Origin of the sequence: Streptomyces humi (assembly GCF_001005085.2) — a bacterium.
Lineage (GTDB): Bacteria > Actinomycetota > Actinomycetes > Streptomycetales > Streptomycetaceae > Streptomyces > Streptomyces humi.
Window position 1 is genome coordinate 56,305 of sequence record NZ_LBMU02000027.1, and the last position, 12,735, is coordinate 69,039.

A 12,735-nucleotide genomic window follows, 5' to 3' on the forward strand; every position below is an offset into this window, starting at 1 on the left:
CAGATTAGCTGTAGCCTGACGGCCTGTCAGCAAGTCGCGACAGCCGTGGAGGTGCGGGCACATGGCCGGTCTCAGAGGCATCAAGGACGCCACCGCCATCGTCGGGATCGGGCAGACCCGCTTCGCGAAACGGCTCGACGAGGACGAGCGGATCCTCGCCTGCCGGGCCGTCCTCGCCGCCCTCGACGACGCCGGCATCGCCCCGGGTGAGGTGGACGCGCTCGCCTCCTTCACCATGGAGGAGACCGACGAGGTGGAGCTGGCCAAGGCGGTCGGCCTGGGCGACCTGACCTTCTTCAGCAAGGTGGGATACGGGGGCGGTGGCTCCTGCGCCACCGTCGCCCACCTCGCCGCCGCGATATCGAGCGGGCAGGCGTCGGTCGGGGTCGCGTGGCGGTCCCGGAAGCGGGGCAGCGGCCCCCGGCCCTGGACCAACACCACCGTCCAGCTCCCGACCCCCGCCCAGTGGACCCGCCCCTTCGGCCTGCTCCGGCCCGCCGACGAGATAGCCATGCTCACCCGCCGCTACATGCACGAGTACGGCGCCACCCGCGACCACCTCTTCAACGTCGCCCTCGCCTGCCGCAACCGCGCCAACCAGAACCCCGCCGCGGTCATGTACGACTGTCCGCTCACCCGCGAGATGTACATGACCTCCCGCTGGATCAGCGAACCCCTCTGCCTCTTCGACAACTGTCTGGAGACGGACGGCGCACTGGCCTGCGTGGTCGTCTCCCGGGAACGCGCGCGGGACTGCGCCAAGCCGCCCGTCTACGTCCACTCCGCCGCCCAGGGCCTGCCCGCCCAGCACCACGGCATGGTCAACTACTGGAACGACGACCCGCTCACCGGCCCGGCCTGGACCGCCGCCCGGCACCTGTGGAAGCACGCCGACCTCACCCCCGAGGACGTCGACGTCGCCCAGATCTACGACGCGTTCACCGCCCTCGTCCCGCTCTCCCTGGAGGGGTACGGCTTCTGCGGACGCGGTGAGGGCGGCGCCTTCACCGAGCAGGGGGCGCTGGAGACCGGCGGGCGGCTGCCGATCAACACCGGCGGCGGCGGACTCAGCGAGGCCTACGTGCACGGCTTCAACCTCATCACCGAGGGCGTCAAGCAGCTGCGCGGCACCAGTACCGCGCAGGTCCCCGGCGCCGCCACCTGCCTGGTCACCGCCGGCGAGGGCGTCCCGACCTCCGCCCTCCTCCTCACCAACCGGAGCTGAGATGCTGCGACCGGCCACCGACACCGACGGCGCCCCCTTCTGGGAGTACGCGGCCCGCGGCGAACTCCGCGTCCAGGCCTGCGCCGACTGCCGTGAACCCCGGTTCCCGCCCCGCCCCTGCTGCCCGCACTGCCAGTCCTTCGCGAGCGAGTGGCGGCCGACCAGCGGACGCGGCCGGATCTGGTCGTACGTCGTCCCGCACCCGCCGCTGCTCCCGGACTACGCGGCACAGGCCCCGTACAACGTCGTGGTGGTCGAGCTGGACGACGCCCCCCGGGTACGGCTCGTGGGCAACCTGGTCAGCGAGGCCGGGGCCCCTCTCGACTCCCTTCCCCCGGACCGCGTCCGGATCGGCGCCCGGGTGCAGGCGGTCTTCGCGGACGGTCTGCCGCAGTGGGTCCTGGAGCGGCCGTGACGGTGCGCGTCACGGCCGACCAGGGCACCGGGGTCGCCGTCGTCACGCTCGACCGCCCCGAGCGGCACAACGCGGTCGACCTGGCCATGGCCCGGGAACTGGGCGCTGTCTGGCGGGCGTTGCGGTTCGACGACACGGTGCGGGCCGTCGTCCTCACCGGGGCCGGCGGGCGCGCCTTCAGCACCGGCCTCGACCGGGACGCGGTGGTGCCGCAGCCCGCGTCGCCGTACAGCCAGGACGATCCGCTGCTCGCGATCGGGCCGAAGACGAACGACCTGTGGAAGCCGGTGATCGCGGCGGTCGCCGGGATGGCCTGCGGGGGTGCGTTCTACCTCCTCGGGGAGGCGGACTTCGTCGTCGCCGACGAGACCGCGGTCTTCTTCGACCCGCACACCTCCTACGGCATGGTCAGCGCCTACGAGTCGGTGCTGACGGCACAGCGGATGCCGTACGGGGAGGTGGCCCGGATGGTGCTGATGGGCAACGCGGAGCGGGTCTCCGCGCGGCGGGCGTACGAGGTGGGGCTGGTCTCCGAAGTGACGGAGGCGGGCGGGGCGTCGGCGGCGGCGGTACGGTGCGCGACCGTGATCGCCGGGTATCCGACGGAGGGGGTGCAGGGGAGCGTGCGGGCCCTGTGGGCGGCGAAGGAGGCGGCGCGGGAACGGGGGTTCGCGACGGCGCCGCACCTCATCTCGCTGGGGAACCTGCCGGACGAGCGGCAGGCGGAGCTGTTCGCCGGCCGGCCGCGCACGCCCCCTCGTATCCGGTGAGCGAGGGACCGCCCAGGGGGTAGCCGCTCCGTGCCGTCGGGCGGCTGCGGCTGCGCGGTGGCTGATCGCGCAGTTCCCCGCGCCCCTGAAAGAAGCGGCGCTGCGGTGCGCCCCCTCAGGGGCGCGGGGAACCGCGCGAACGGCCCCCACACGCCTGTAGCCGACACTCGACCGGAGTTACGCCGTGCGGGCCGTTCCCGTCCCCTTCTCGGCGTCCAGCGCGTACACGCACCGGTCCTTGCTGCACGCGTACACGACCCCGTCGCGCACCACCGGCGACCCGGTGATCTCCCCGCCCGTCGCCAGCTTCCAGCGCAACCGCCCGTCGTCGGCCTTCAGGGTGTACAGCAGGTGGTCGGTGGAGCCGAAGTGGATCCGGCCCTCGGCCACCGCCGGGGCGCCGACGACGTCACCGCCCGCCTGGAACCGCCACTTGGGCGTCCCGGTGACCGCGTCCAGGGTGTACAGCCCCTTGCCGCTGCCGACGTGGACATGGCCGGCGGCCACCAGGACCGGTTCGACCGACGCGCGGGCCTCGGTGGCGATGCGCCAGCGGTCGCGGCCGTCGGTGGCGTCGAGGGCGTAGACCGTGCCCAGGTAGTCGGCCAGGTAGATGCCGCCGCCCGTGACCGCGGGGCCCGGGACGAACGCCGGCGGGGAGAGGAACACCGCCGGTGCCTCGAAGTGCCAGCGGACCCGCCCCGTCGCGGTGTCGAGGGCGATGACACGGGTGCCGGCGGAGGCGTACACGAAGCCGTCGTCGGCGTGGGTGAGACGGACCGGGACGCCGCCGCAGGAGGCCGCGTCGCCGATGGGGTACGACCAGCGCTCGTCGCCGGTGCGGGCGTCCAGCGCGCGCAGCCTCGCGTCCTGCCAGACGTACACCGTGCCCTCGTGCAGGGCGGGCCCGGACTCGGGCGTCTCGAAGTCGGTCTGGGCGCCGGACAGCTCCCAGAGCTTCTGCCCGTTGGAGGCCTCCCAGGCCTGTACCCCGCCGCCCCGGGTGCCGGTGACGAGGGTGCCGCGGTCGGCCTTGAGGGAGTACACCCAGGCGTCGGTGGACAGCCGCCACAGGTCGCCGCCCTCGCGGGCCTCCAGGGCGAACAGGGTCGGGCCGTCGGAGGCGTGGATACGGCCGTCGGCGACCGCCATGGACCAGGCCACGTCGCGGGTCTTGAAGCGGCGGCGGCCGGTGGCGACGTCGAGGGCGTGCACCTCGAAGGAGGTGACGTAGACGAGGTCGCCGTCGACGGACGGGGTGCCCCAGACGTCGTTGGACATCCGGAACCGCCAGGGCCGCCAGCCGGACGCCGTCTCCGGGGGCTGGACCGGCACCGGCGGTACGGCGGGGTCGGCGCCGTTGACCCCGGGGCCGGGGCGGGACCAGCTGGCCACCAGGCCGGCCTCCGGCGGGGGTGCCTTGACGGCGGCGGCGCGGGCGTCGGCGACCCGCGGGCCCGGGCCGATGGGCACCTGGCCGCCGGCCAGCCGGACCGGGCCGGTGTCGGGGGCGCCGACCGGGACGGGCGCGGGGATCGCGGGGTCGTACGAGGGCGGCGGCGGAAGCACCGGACGGCCGCCGCTGCGGCCTCCGGACGGGTGGGCGGAGGGCTTCACGGCGGGACGGCCACCGCGGCGGGACTCGATCAGGCCGACCGCCTTCTCGGGCAGCCAGGCGGACGCCGTACCGCTGTCGTCGGAGCCGGAGCCGAACAGGTGGGGGGCCAGCTGGGCCTGGAGGTCGGCCGGGTTGGGCCGGCCGGCGGCCTCCATCTGCATACAGGACTCGATGAGCGGGCGCAGCTCGTCCGGGAGGCCTTCGAGGTCCGGGCCCTCGCGCAGCAGCATGAAGACGGTCTCGACCGGGTTGGCGCCGTGGAAGGGCGGGTGGCCGGTGGCGGCGAAGACCAGCATGGAGCCCAGCGAGAAGACGTCGCTGGCGCCGGTGACGCTGCGGGAGTCCTTGGCCTGCTCGGGGGACATGTAGGCGGGGGTGCCGACCGCGACGTTGGTCATGGTCAGGCGGGTGTTGGAGACGCCGGACGCGATACCGAAGTCGATCACCCGGGGGCCGTCCTCCACGACGAGGACGTTGGAGGGCTTGAGGTCGCGGTGGACCAGCCCGGCGCCGTGGATCGACTGGAGGGCCTCGGCGACGCCAGCGGCGAGCCAGCGAACGGCCTGGGCCGGCAGGGGCCCGCAGTCGTTCACTATCTCCTCGAGCGAGGGCGCGGGCACGTAGGCGGTGGCGAGCCACGGCACGGCGGCGCGCGGGTCGGCGTCGACGACGGCCGCGGTGTAGAAACCGGAGACCGCGCGGGCCGCCTCCACCTCGCGGGTGAAACGGACCCGGAACAGCTGGTCCTCGGCGAGCTCGGTCCGGACCGTCTTGATCGCCACGCGCCGGCCGGACGCCGAGCGCGCCAGATAGACCAGCCCCATGCCGCCGGCCCCCAGCCGTCCCAGCACCTCGAACGGCCCGATCCGCCGCGGATCGTGCTGCGTCAGCTGATCCACCACTTGCCTGCCACCTCCCCGTACGGGCCACGTCCACCCACATATGTACGCGACCCCGTGCAGCGTCTCACCACCGCACCGCCGTGGCGGCACGCACCCCGATTCTTCCTGGCCCGGGCGCAGGTTGCGAACCCGGCGACCAATCAGGGTGTCTCGTGACAAAGTGAGACATTTGACCGCCGATATCCACCTTCCGGTGGCCTCAGCGTTGCAGCAGCGCGAAGGACGCCCCCTGATTGTCGGTCACGACGGCCACTTTTCCGTACGACGTCTCGAAGGGCGGCGCCTGGACCCGGCCGCCGAGCTGCCGTACCGCCCCGGTCGCGGCCTCCACGTCCCCGGTGCGGAAGTGCACGACGAACTGGGACGGCATCCCGGCCGCGAACACCTCGGTCACCGGGGCCCGGCCGAAGTCCGGGTCGGCACCGGCGCCGAACAGGGCGTCGTGGAAGAGGCGGGCGTAGAAGGCGTTGGCCGCGTCGGTGTCGCTGGTGTAGAGCTGCGCCCAGGCGAAGGTGCCGGGGGCGTGCCGCACGCCGAAACCACGGTGGGCGGCGGCCTGCCAGACGCCGAAGACGGCTCCCTGCGGGTCGGTGACCAGCGCGGCGGTGCCGAGGTCGCGGACGGGCGCGGGGGCCGTCACGACGGTGCCGCCTGCCACCAGGACGCGCCGGCACAGGTCACCGGCGTCGGGGGTGGCGAAGAACACCGTCCAGACGGTGGGCATCCGGCCGTCCGTCTTCCGCGCCAGCCTCGCGACGTCCGCGCCGCCCAGCCGGGCCCACGCGGAACCCCCGCCGGCGGCGGCGCCGACGGCGCCGTCCGCGGTGTCGGCGGTGTCGTTCTCGAAGCTCCACCCGAAGAGGTCACCGTAGAACCGCTTGCCCGCCTCGACGTCGGGAAGCTGGACGTCCACCCAGCACGGGACGCCCTCCGCGTACGCGGCTGCCCTGTTTTCGGCCATGTCGTCAAAGTAACCGCCCCGCCCGCACCCCGCAGACCGGCCGCACCCGCCCGGAGTGACCGGGGCGTTCCCGCCCGTTTCCGTTCCGGGCAGACTCCCTCTACACCCGCGCACCCCATTTGCAGTCGGCCGAATCGCGCTCGGATCACCCCTCGGTAAGCTGACGGCATGACAGGACAAGTGCGTACCGTCGACGGCCGCGTGGCCGGTCGGCGTGGGCAGGCGACCCGGCAGAAACTGCTCGACTGCCTCAGCGAGATGCTCAGCTCCTCCCCGTACCGGGACGTCAAGGTCATCGATGTCGCCCGGAAGGCGGGGACTTCGCCCGCGACCTTCTACCAGTACTTCCCGGACGTCGAGGGCGCCGTCCTGGAGATCGCCGAGCAAATGGCCACCGAGGGCGGCCAGTTGACGGAACTGCTGGCGGGGCGCTCCTGGGTCGGCAAGGCCGGCTGGGCGACCGCGCAGGAACTCGTGGACGGTTTCCTGGAGTTCTGGCGGAAGAACGACGCGATCCTGCGCGTGGTCGACCTCGGTGCCGCCGAAGGGGACAAACGGTTCTACAAGATCCGGATGAAGATCCTCAACTCGGTGAACAACTCCCTGACCGACTCCATCGCGGAGTTGCAGTCCAAGGGCAGGGTCGACAAGGACGTGAACCCGGCGGCGGTCGCCGGTTCGCTGGTCGCGATGCTCGCGGCCGTCGCCGCGCACCAGAAGGGGTTCCAGAGCTGGGGCGTGAAGCAGGCCGAACTGAAGCCGAACCTGGCGCTGTTGGTGCACCTGGGCGTGACCGGGAAGAAGCCCACGAAGTAACACACGCACGGGGTCCTGTCTGGCAGGCGGTGGTTCACGCACAGCGGTGAACCACCGCCTGTCGCCCTACGCGGGCAGCGGCCGGTCCCGCACCACGTGCTTCATCACCAGTGTCGAGTTCAGCCGCTGCACCCCCGGCAGGGTCGCGAGCCGTTCGTCGTAGAGCCGCTGGAAGGCGGCGAGGTCGGCGGTGGCCACCCGCAGCAGGTAGTCGGGTTCGCCGAACAGCCGCTGCGCGTCCAGCACATGGGGGATCTCGGCGAGCGCCCGCTCGAAGTCGGCGATCGTGTCCCGGTCCTCCTGCCGCATCGACACGAACACCAGCGCCTCGAAGGTCAGCCCCACGGCCGCCGGTTCCACCACCGCCCGGTACCCGCTGATCGCCCCCGTCCGCTCCAGCTCGCGCAGCCGGCGGTGGCAGGGCGAGACGCTCAGCCGCACCCGCCCGGCCAGTTCGGTCACGGTCAGCCGCCCGTCCTGCTGGAGCTCGGCAAGGATTTTCCGGTCCATGTCGTCCATGGGGAAGATTCTCCCCCAGAATCAGCACTGACGAGCAAATTTTGACAACACTTTCGGGCAGAACATGCCTAATGTCCCCTCCATGGACCTCACACCCCTGCTCTCCTTCCTCGCCGTCGACCTGCTGCTGGTCTGCGTCCCGGGCGCCGACTGGGCGTACGTGATCGCCGCCGGGGTGCGCGGCCGCCCGGTGGGACGGGCGGTGGCCGGCCTGGTCGCCGGGTACGCGCTGCACACGGCGCTGGCGGTCGCGGGGCTCGCGGTGCTGGTGGCGGGGTCGCCGCGGCTGCTGACGGCGCTCACGGTGGCGGGCGCCGGCTACCTGCTGTGGCTGGGCTGGAGCGTGCTGCGCCACCCGGCGGTACCGAGGGCGGCGGACGCCGACGCGGACACGGCACCGAAGACCGGGCGGGGCGGCGGAGCCGAGGTCGGGCGGACCGCCGGGACTGGTGGCGGCCATGCCGCCGGGGCCGGTGGCGGCCGGAGCGCCGGGACGGAGGGTGGAGCCGGTGGCGGCCGGAGCGCCGGGGCGGAGGGTGGAGCCGGTGGCTTCTGGCGGGGGGCGGCGATCAGCGGGCTGAACCCCAAGGGGCTGCTGCTCTACCTCTCCGTGCTCCCCCAGTTCCTGGTGACCGACGGCGCCCACGCCCGGGTGGCGGCCCAGACGGCCCTGCTCGGCGCCCTCCACATGGCGTGCTGCGCCGCCGTCTACCTGACCGTCGGCGTCCTGGCCCGCCGCCTGCTCGCCGCCCGCCCGAGGGCGGCCCGTGCGGTGACCCGCACCTCGGGGGCGGCCATGCTGGGCATCGGCGCACTCCTCCTCGCCCAGCACGCGCTGTGAGGCCAGGCACCGCCGTCACACCGTGCGGTCCAGCCGGAAGACCCTGATCTCCCGTTCCACGCGCTCCTGGTAGGCCGCGTACGGCGGCCAGAAGACCAGCAGCGCCCGCCAGGCCGCCGCCCGCTCCTCCCCCGTCAGCAGCCGGGCGGTGACCGGGATGTCCCTCCCCTTCCAGCTGATCCCGGCGTCGGGGTGCCGGAGCAGGTTGTGCGTCCAGGCGGGGTGACCGGGCCGCCCGAAGTTGGACCCGACCAGGTACCAGCCGTCGCCGTCGGGCATGCACGCGAGGGGTGTACGGCGGGGCTGCCCGCTGCGCGCCCCCGTGGAGGTGAGGACCACCCCGGGCAGCATCCGCGCGCTGAGCAGCACCCGGCCCCCGCTGAGCCGGTGCACCGCCCGGTCCAGCGCCGGGACGACATGCGGCGCGACCTTCGCGAACCCCCGGGTCGCGGACACCTTCTGGACCAGCCGTGTCCCGATCACATCGCCACCCCCGCACCCTCGAACAGGCCGGCCCGGCCGGCCGCGTGGTCGCGCAGCCGGTGCACGGGCCCGAAGAGCAACTCGTCCCCGGCGGCCCGCTTGAAGTACAGATGCGCCTCGTGCTCCCAGGTGAACCCGATCCCGCCGTGCAACTGGATGCCCTCCCCGGCGGCGGTCCGCAGCGCCTCCAGCGCCTGCGCGAGCGCCACCCCGCCGACCCGTTCGCCGTGGGCCGTCGCCCAGGCCGCGCAGTAGGCCGCCGACCTGGCCGCGCGCACCGCCACGTACACGTCGGCCAGCCGGTGCTTGACCGCCTGGAAGGAGCCGATCGGCCGCCCGAACTGCTCGCGCTGCTTCACGTACTCGACGGTCCGTTCCAGCACCCGGCCGGCCGCCCCCACCGCCTCACCCGCGAGCACGGCGGCGGCCGCGTCCCCGAGGGCGGCGAGGGCGGGATGGATGTCGGTGTCCTCGTCGCCCAGCAACTCGGCCGGCGCGTGGCGCAGTTGGACGCGTGCCTGGCCGCGGGTCGGGTCGAGGGCGGTCCGCCGCGTCCGTACGACCCCGGGGGCGTCCCCCGCGACCAGGAAGAGCAGGACGCGTGAGCGGGCGTACCCTCCGGCGTGCGCGGGGACCAGCAGGAGCCCGGCGCTGTGGCCGTCCAGCACCTGGTCGGCCTCCCCGTACAGCCGCCAGCCCTCAGCCGTGCGCCGCGCCTGGACCCCTCCGGCCCGCCCGCCGCCGGCCCAGTCGGCGGCGGGCGGGCCGGTGAGCGCGAGGGCGGTGCCGAGCCGGGTGCCGGGGACGGCGAGCGCGGCGGTGAGACCGCCGGCCGCGATCCTGGGGAGCAGTTCGGCACGCTGGGCCCCGGTACCGAGGGCGAGCAGCAGCGGGGCGGCGAGGACGGCGGTGGCGAGGAACGGGGTGGGGGCGAGGGTACGCCCCAACTCCTCAGCGGCCAGTGCGACTTCCGTGAGGGTGCAGCCGACGCCGCCGTACTCCTCGGGCAGCGCGAGCCCGGGCAGGCCGAGATGTTCGGCGAGGGCGGTCCACAGGCCGGGGTCATGGCCCTCCGCCCGGTCCACGGCGGCCCGTACGTCCTCCGTGCCGCAGCGTTTGTGGAGCAGTTCCCGCAGGGCGCGCCGGATCTCGTCCTGCTCGTCGGTGAAGCGGGTGTCCATGACGGACCTCCTGACGATCTGACGGCCCGTCATGCTAGGGGCGCCGGATGCAGATGCCCAGGGGTGGCGTACGGCCGATCTGATGTACCGTCAGATTCATGACTGGACCCCGCAAGGTCGCCGTGGTCGGTGTGGCCCTCTCCGACTGCGGCCGGGTGGACGACGCCACCCCGTACGCCCTGCACGCCCAGGCGGCCCGGCGCGCGCTGGCCGACGCGGGCCTCGGCCGCCGGGTGGTGGACGGCTTCGCGTCGGCGGGCCTCGGCACGCTGGCACCGGTGGAGGTGGCCGAGTACCTGGGCCTGCGCCCCACCTGGACCGACTCCACCTCCGTCGGGGGCGCCACCTGGGAGGTGATGGCGGCGCACGCGGCGGACGCGATAGCGGCGGGCCACGCCAACGCGGTACTGCTGGTGTACGGCTCGACGGCCCGCGCCGACATCAGGGCGGGCCGCCGGACCGGGAACCTGTCCTTCGGCGCCCGCGGCCCGCTCCAGTTCGAGGTCCCCTACGGCCACACGCTGGTCGCCAAGTACGCGATGGCGGCCCGCCGCCACATGATCGAACACGGCACCACCATCGATCAGTTGGCCGAGGTGGCGGTCCAGGCCCGGGCGAACGCGGCGCTGAACCCGGAGGCGATGTTCCGCACCCCGGTCACGGTCGACGACGTCCTGTCCGGCCCGATGATCGCCGATCCCTTCACCAAGCTGCACTGCTGCATCCGCTCCGACGGCGGCGCGGCGGTGCTGCTGGCGGCCGAGGAGTACGTGCGGGACTGCCGTACCGCCCCGGTGTGGGTGCTGGGCACGGGCGAGAGCCTGTCCCACGCCACGATGTCGGAGTGGCCCGACTTCACGGTGTCCCCGGCGGCGGTCAGCGGTGAACTGGCGTTCCGGCGGGCCGGGGTCACCCCCGCCGACATCGACTTCGCCGAGATCTACGACGCGTTCACCTACATGACGCTGGTGACGCTGGAGGACCTCGGCTTCTGCGCCAAGGGCGAAGGCGGGGCGTTCGTGGAGAAGGGGCGGCTGCGGGTGGCGGGCGGGGAGTTCCCGGTGAACACGGACGGGGGCGGCCTCTCGGCCCAGCACCCGGGGATGCGGGGCCTGTTCCTGCTCGTGGAGGCGGTACGGCAGCTGCGCGGCGAGGCCGGTGACCGGCAGGTGCGCCGGGCGGACGGAGGGCTGCCGGAGCTGGGGGTGGCGTCGGGGACGGGGGGCTGGTTCTGCTCGTCGGGGACGGTGGTGCTGGGGCGGGGGTGAGCGGAACCGGCGCCCCGTCCGTATGGGGATCCGGCGTGCCGCGGCAACCTTTCCGGCCCCGGCGGCCACTGCCGTACCGGAAGCTTCGATGTTTCGAAGGACGTGCACCGCAGACCCGCGTAAGGAACCCCCGTGGCCTCCTCCTCACATCGCCGCCGCCCGCGGCAGGACCGGGACTTCGAATGGCGGCCGGTCCGCGGCCCGTTGCTCGCCGTGGCCGCCGTCGCCGGCGTCGCCCTGCTGGTGACGCTGGTCGTGGCGTTCCGTCCCGGCGGCCCGGGCGGCAGCGGGCAGGACCGTGCCGTGTCCGCGTCCTCCGCGGCGACCACGGCCGGCGCGCCGGAACGGGCGTCGGCACCGTCGTCCACGTCACCCGCCTCGCCGAGGCCGTCGTCCGCCGCGCCGGCGCCCACGGCGAGCGGGCGCACCGGGGCACCGTCGGCGTCCACGGCCCCGCCGGCGGCCTCCCCGGCCCGGCAGGCGGCGCCCGGCACCGCCCGCACCCCGGCCACCACCACCGCCCCCGCGCCCGGCCGGATCCGCCCCGGCACCACCTACGACGGGGTCGCCACCTCGTACGACGTCGGCGACGGAGACGGCGCCTGCTCCTACGGCCCGACCTCCGACGTGATGACCGCGGCGATGAACACCGCCGACTACGAGACGGCCAAGGCGTGCGGGGCGTACGTGTCCGTCCGCGCGGCGGGCGGCGCGTCGATCACGGTGCGGATCACCAACGAGTGCCCGGCGCCCTGCGCGGTGGGCCAACTGGACCTCAGCAGGCAGGCGTTCGCCAAGCTGGCGCCGATCTCGGCCGGCCGGATCGCGATCACCTGGAGCCTGCTCAGCCCGGCCGTCTCCGACACCGTCTCGATCCGCTACAAGACCGGCTCCACCCAGTACTGGTGCGGTGTCCAGGCGATCGGCCACCGCAACCCGCTGGCCCGTCTGGAGGTCCGCACCGGCGGCGGCTGGCTGGCGCTGACCCGCACCGGGTACAACTACTTCCTCTCCGAGCAGGGCACCGGCTGCGGGAGCGAGATCCGGCTCACCGACATCTACGGCGAGCAGCTGGTCGTACCCGCCCTCGCGGTGCGCCCGGACACGGTCCAGCGGACCGGCCTCCAGTTCACCCGCCACTGAGCGGGCTGAGTGCCGAGGGCGCTACCCGCGCACCGGGACGACGCGGTGGCCGCCGCCGGGCTCGGGACCGTCGGTGAGGAGTCTGACGCCGATGTGGCCGCGGCGGACCGCGAACGCGGTCAGTGCCAGGGCGAGGAGGACGGCGGCGACGACCACGCCGGCCGGCACCAGGGCGGCCTGCGGCTGCCCCGGCGGGCGGGTGCCGGCGCCCTCGTGGAGGGCGTAGCCGAGCGAGACGGCGCAGAGGATCAGCGCGAGGACACCGGCCGCCGCCCAGGCCGCGCGGACGCGCCGGGTGCGGGCGTGGTCGCGCACCTCGGCCAGGACCGGGACCGCGCAGACGGGACACTCCAGCTCGACCCGGTCCAGGCCGACGGCCGGCCGGACCAGCTGGAAGTCACGGGCGGCCCAGGTCACGGCACGCGTCCGGCGCCGTCCGGCATCGCCGCGTACGTGGCGTACGGCCACTTTCACGGTCCTGGGTCCCTTCATGCCGGACAGTGTGCGGCCGGGGCACAGACGTTCGCAGCGGTTTGCCCGGCCGGCCCGCGCGTGCGCACTCCGGGAGACACCCGGCCGCCGTACGAGCCCCT

At 74.1% G+C, this 12,735-nt stretch carries 13 protein-coding genes; 7 read left to right on the top strand and 6 right to left on the bottom strand.

Translation table 11 applies throughout. From position 1 onward, the window contains the following. Positions 1-61 precede the first annotated feature (61 nt). The 3 genes from AAW13_RS12430 to AAW13_RS12440 are packed head-to-tail and all read left to right on the top strand — an operon-like array spanning position 62 to position 2,410. Positions 62-1,225, top strand: coding sequence for a lipid-transfer protein (locus AAW13_RS12430; protein ID WP_046732697.1), 1,164 nt, complete (start codon positions 62-64; stop codon positions 1,223-1,225). Position 1,226: 1 nt separating this feature from the next. After that, positions 1,227-1,640, top strand: coding sequence for a Zn-ribbon domain-containing OB-fold protein (locus tag AAW13_RS12435; protein ID WP_046732696.1), 414 nt, complete (start codon positions 1,227-1,229; stop codon positions 1,638-1,640). Beyond that, positions 1,637-2,410: an enoyl-CoA hydratase/isomerase family protein gene (locus tag AAW13_RS12440; protein WP_046732695.1), complete on the top strand. Its 774-nt coding sequence runs from the start codon at positions 1,637-1,639 to the stop codon at positions 2,408-2,410. Before AAW13_RS12435 ends, AAW13_RS12440 begins: the two co-directional genes overlap by 4 nt. 177 nt (positions 2,411-2,587) lie before the next feature. On the opposite strand, the gene AAW13_RS12445 is transcribed toward AAW13_RS12440, so the two are convergent. Beyond that, positions 2,588-4,930, bottom strand: coding sequence for an outer membrane protein assembly factor BamB family protein (locus AAW13_RS12445; RefSeq protein ID WP_046732694.1), 2,343 nt, complete (start codon positions 4,928-4,930; stop codon positions 2,588-2,590). A 199-nt stretch (positions 4,931-5,129) separates the two neighbouring features. After that, positions 5,130-5,891: an AfsK-binding protein KbpA gene (gene kbpA / locus AAW13_RS12450; RefSeq protein WP_071659517.1), complete on the bottom strand. Its 762-nt coding sequence runs from the start codon at positions 5,889-5,891 to the stop codon at positions 5,130-5,132. A gap of 168 nt (positions 5,892-6,059) precedes the next feature. Here kbpA and AAW13_RS12455 point away from each other — a divergent pair, with 168 nt between their 5' ends. Further along, a complete protein-coding gene (locus AAW13_RS12455; protein ID WP_071659518.1) occupies positions 6,060-6,707 on the top strand; it encodes a TetR/AcrR family transcriptional regulator in 648 nt (215 codons plus the stop codon). A 66-nt stretch (positions 6,708-6,773) separates the two neighbouring features. Here the strand turns inward: AAW13_RS12455 and AAW13_RS12460 are convergent, their stop codons facing one another. Beyond that, a complete protein-coding gene (locus tag AAW13_RS12460; RefSeq protein ID WP_046732691.1) occupies positions 6,774-7,226 on the bottom strand; it encodes an Lrp/AsnC family transcriptional regulator in 453 nt (150 codons plus the stop codon). A gap of 82 nt (positions 7,227-7,308) precedes the next feature. Between AAW13_RS12460 and AAW13_RS12465 the strand changes: the two genes are divergently transcribed. After that, positions 7,309-8,067 carry a LysE family translocator gene (locus tag AAW13_RS12465; RefSeq protein ID WP_046732690.1) on the top strand — a complete coding sequence of 253 codons (759 nt, stop codon included), beginning with the start codon at positions 7,309-7,311 and terminating at the stop codon, positions 8,065-8,067. A 15-nt stretch (positions 8,068-8,082) separates the two neighbouring features. On the opposite strand, the gene AAW13_RS12470 is transcribed toward AAW13_RS12465, so the two are convergent. After that, positions 8,083-8,550, bottom strand: a complete 468-nt coding sequence (locus AAW13_RS12470; protein ID WP_046732689.1) for a nitroreductase family deazaflavin-dependent oxidoreductase — start codon at positions 8,548-8,550, stop codon at positions 8,083-8,085. After that, complete coding sequence (locus AAW13_RS12475) at positions 8,547-9,731, bottom strand: acyl-CoA dehydrogenase family protein (protein ID WP_046732688.1); 1,185 nt, start codon at positions 9,729-9,731, stop codon at positions 8,547-8,549. Before AAW13_RS12475 ends, AAW13_RS12470 begins: the two co-directional genes overlap by 4 nt. Before the next feature lie 98 nt (positions 9,732-9,829). Here AAW13_RS12475 and AAW13_RS12480 point away from each other — a divergent pair, with 98 nt between their 5' ends. Together AAW13_RS12480 and AAW13_RS12485 are read left to right on the top strand one after the other, a co-directional pair. Further along, the gene (locus AAW13_RS12480) at positions 9,830-10,999 is read left to right on the top strand and encodes a thiolase C-terminal domain-containing protein (RefSeq protein WP_046732687.1); all 1,170 of its coding nucleotides are present in this window, start codon (positions 9,830-9,832) and stop codon (positions 10,997-10,999) included. Positions 11,000-11,131: 132 nt separating this feature from the next. Then, entirely contained in the window at positions 11,132-12,142 is a 1,011-nt protein-coding gene (locus AAW13_RS12485) for an expansin EXLX1 family cellulose-binding protein (protein WP_071659519.1), read from the top strand. 21 nt (positions 12,143-12,163) lie between these two features. On the opposite strand, the gene AAW13_RS12490 is transcribed toward AAW13_RS12485, so the two are convergent. Continuing rightward, positions 12,164-12,634 carry a hypothetical protein gene (locus AAW13_RS12490; RefSeq protein WP_046734003.1) on the bottom strand — a complete coding sequence of 157 codons (471 nt, stop codon included), beginning with the start codon at positions 12,632-12,634 and terminating at the stop codon, positions 12,164-12,166. Between the last annotated feature and the right edge of the window lie 101 nt (positions 12,635-12,735).

Bases quoted from the DNA above. Each gene is read 5' to 3' on its own strand.
- AAW13_RS12455 (WP_071659518.1), top strand. From the start codon at position 6,060: ATGACAGGACAAGTGCGTACCGTCGACGGCCGCGTGGCCGGTCGGCGT.
- AAW13_RS12460 (WP_046732691.1), bottom strand. From the start codon at position 7,226: ATGGACGACATGGACCGGAAAATCCTTGCCGAGCTCCAGCAGGACGGG.
- AAW13_RS12465 (WP_046732690.1), top strand. From the start codon at position 7,309: ATGGACCTCACACCCCTGCTCTCCTTCCTCGCCGTCGACCTGCTGCTG.
- AAW13_RS12475 (WP_046732688.1), bottom strand. From the start codon at position 9,731: ATGGACACCCGCTTCACCGACGAGCAGGACGAGATCCGGCGCGCCCTG.
- AAW13_RS12430 (WP_046732697.1), top strand. From the start codon at position 62: ATGGCCGGTCTCAGAGGCATCAAGGACGCCACCGCCATCGTCGGGATC.
- kbpA (WP_071659517.1), bottom strand. From the start codon at position 5,891: ATGGCCGAAAACAGGGCAGCCGCGTACGCGGAGGGCGTCCCGTGCTGG.
- AAW13_RS12480 (WP_046732687.1), top strand. From the start codon at position 9,830: ATGACTGGACCCCGCAAGGTCGCCGTGGTCGGTGTGGCCCTCTCCGAC.
- AAW13_RS12435 (WP_046732696.1), top strand. From the start codon at position 1,227: ATGCTGCGACCGGCCACCGACACCGACGGCGCCCCCTTCTGGGAGTAC.
- AAW13_RS12490 (WP_046734003.1), bottom strand. From the start codon at position 12,634: ATGAAGGGACCCAGGACCGTGAAAGTGGCCGTACGCCACGTACGCGGC.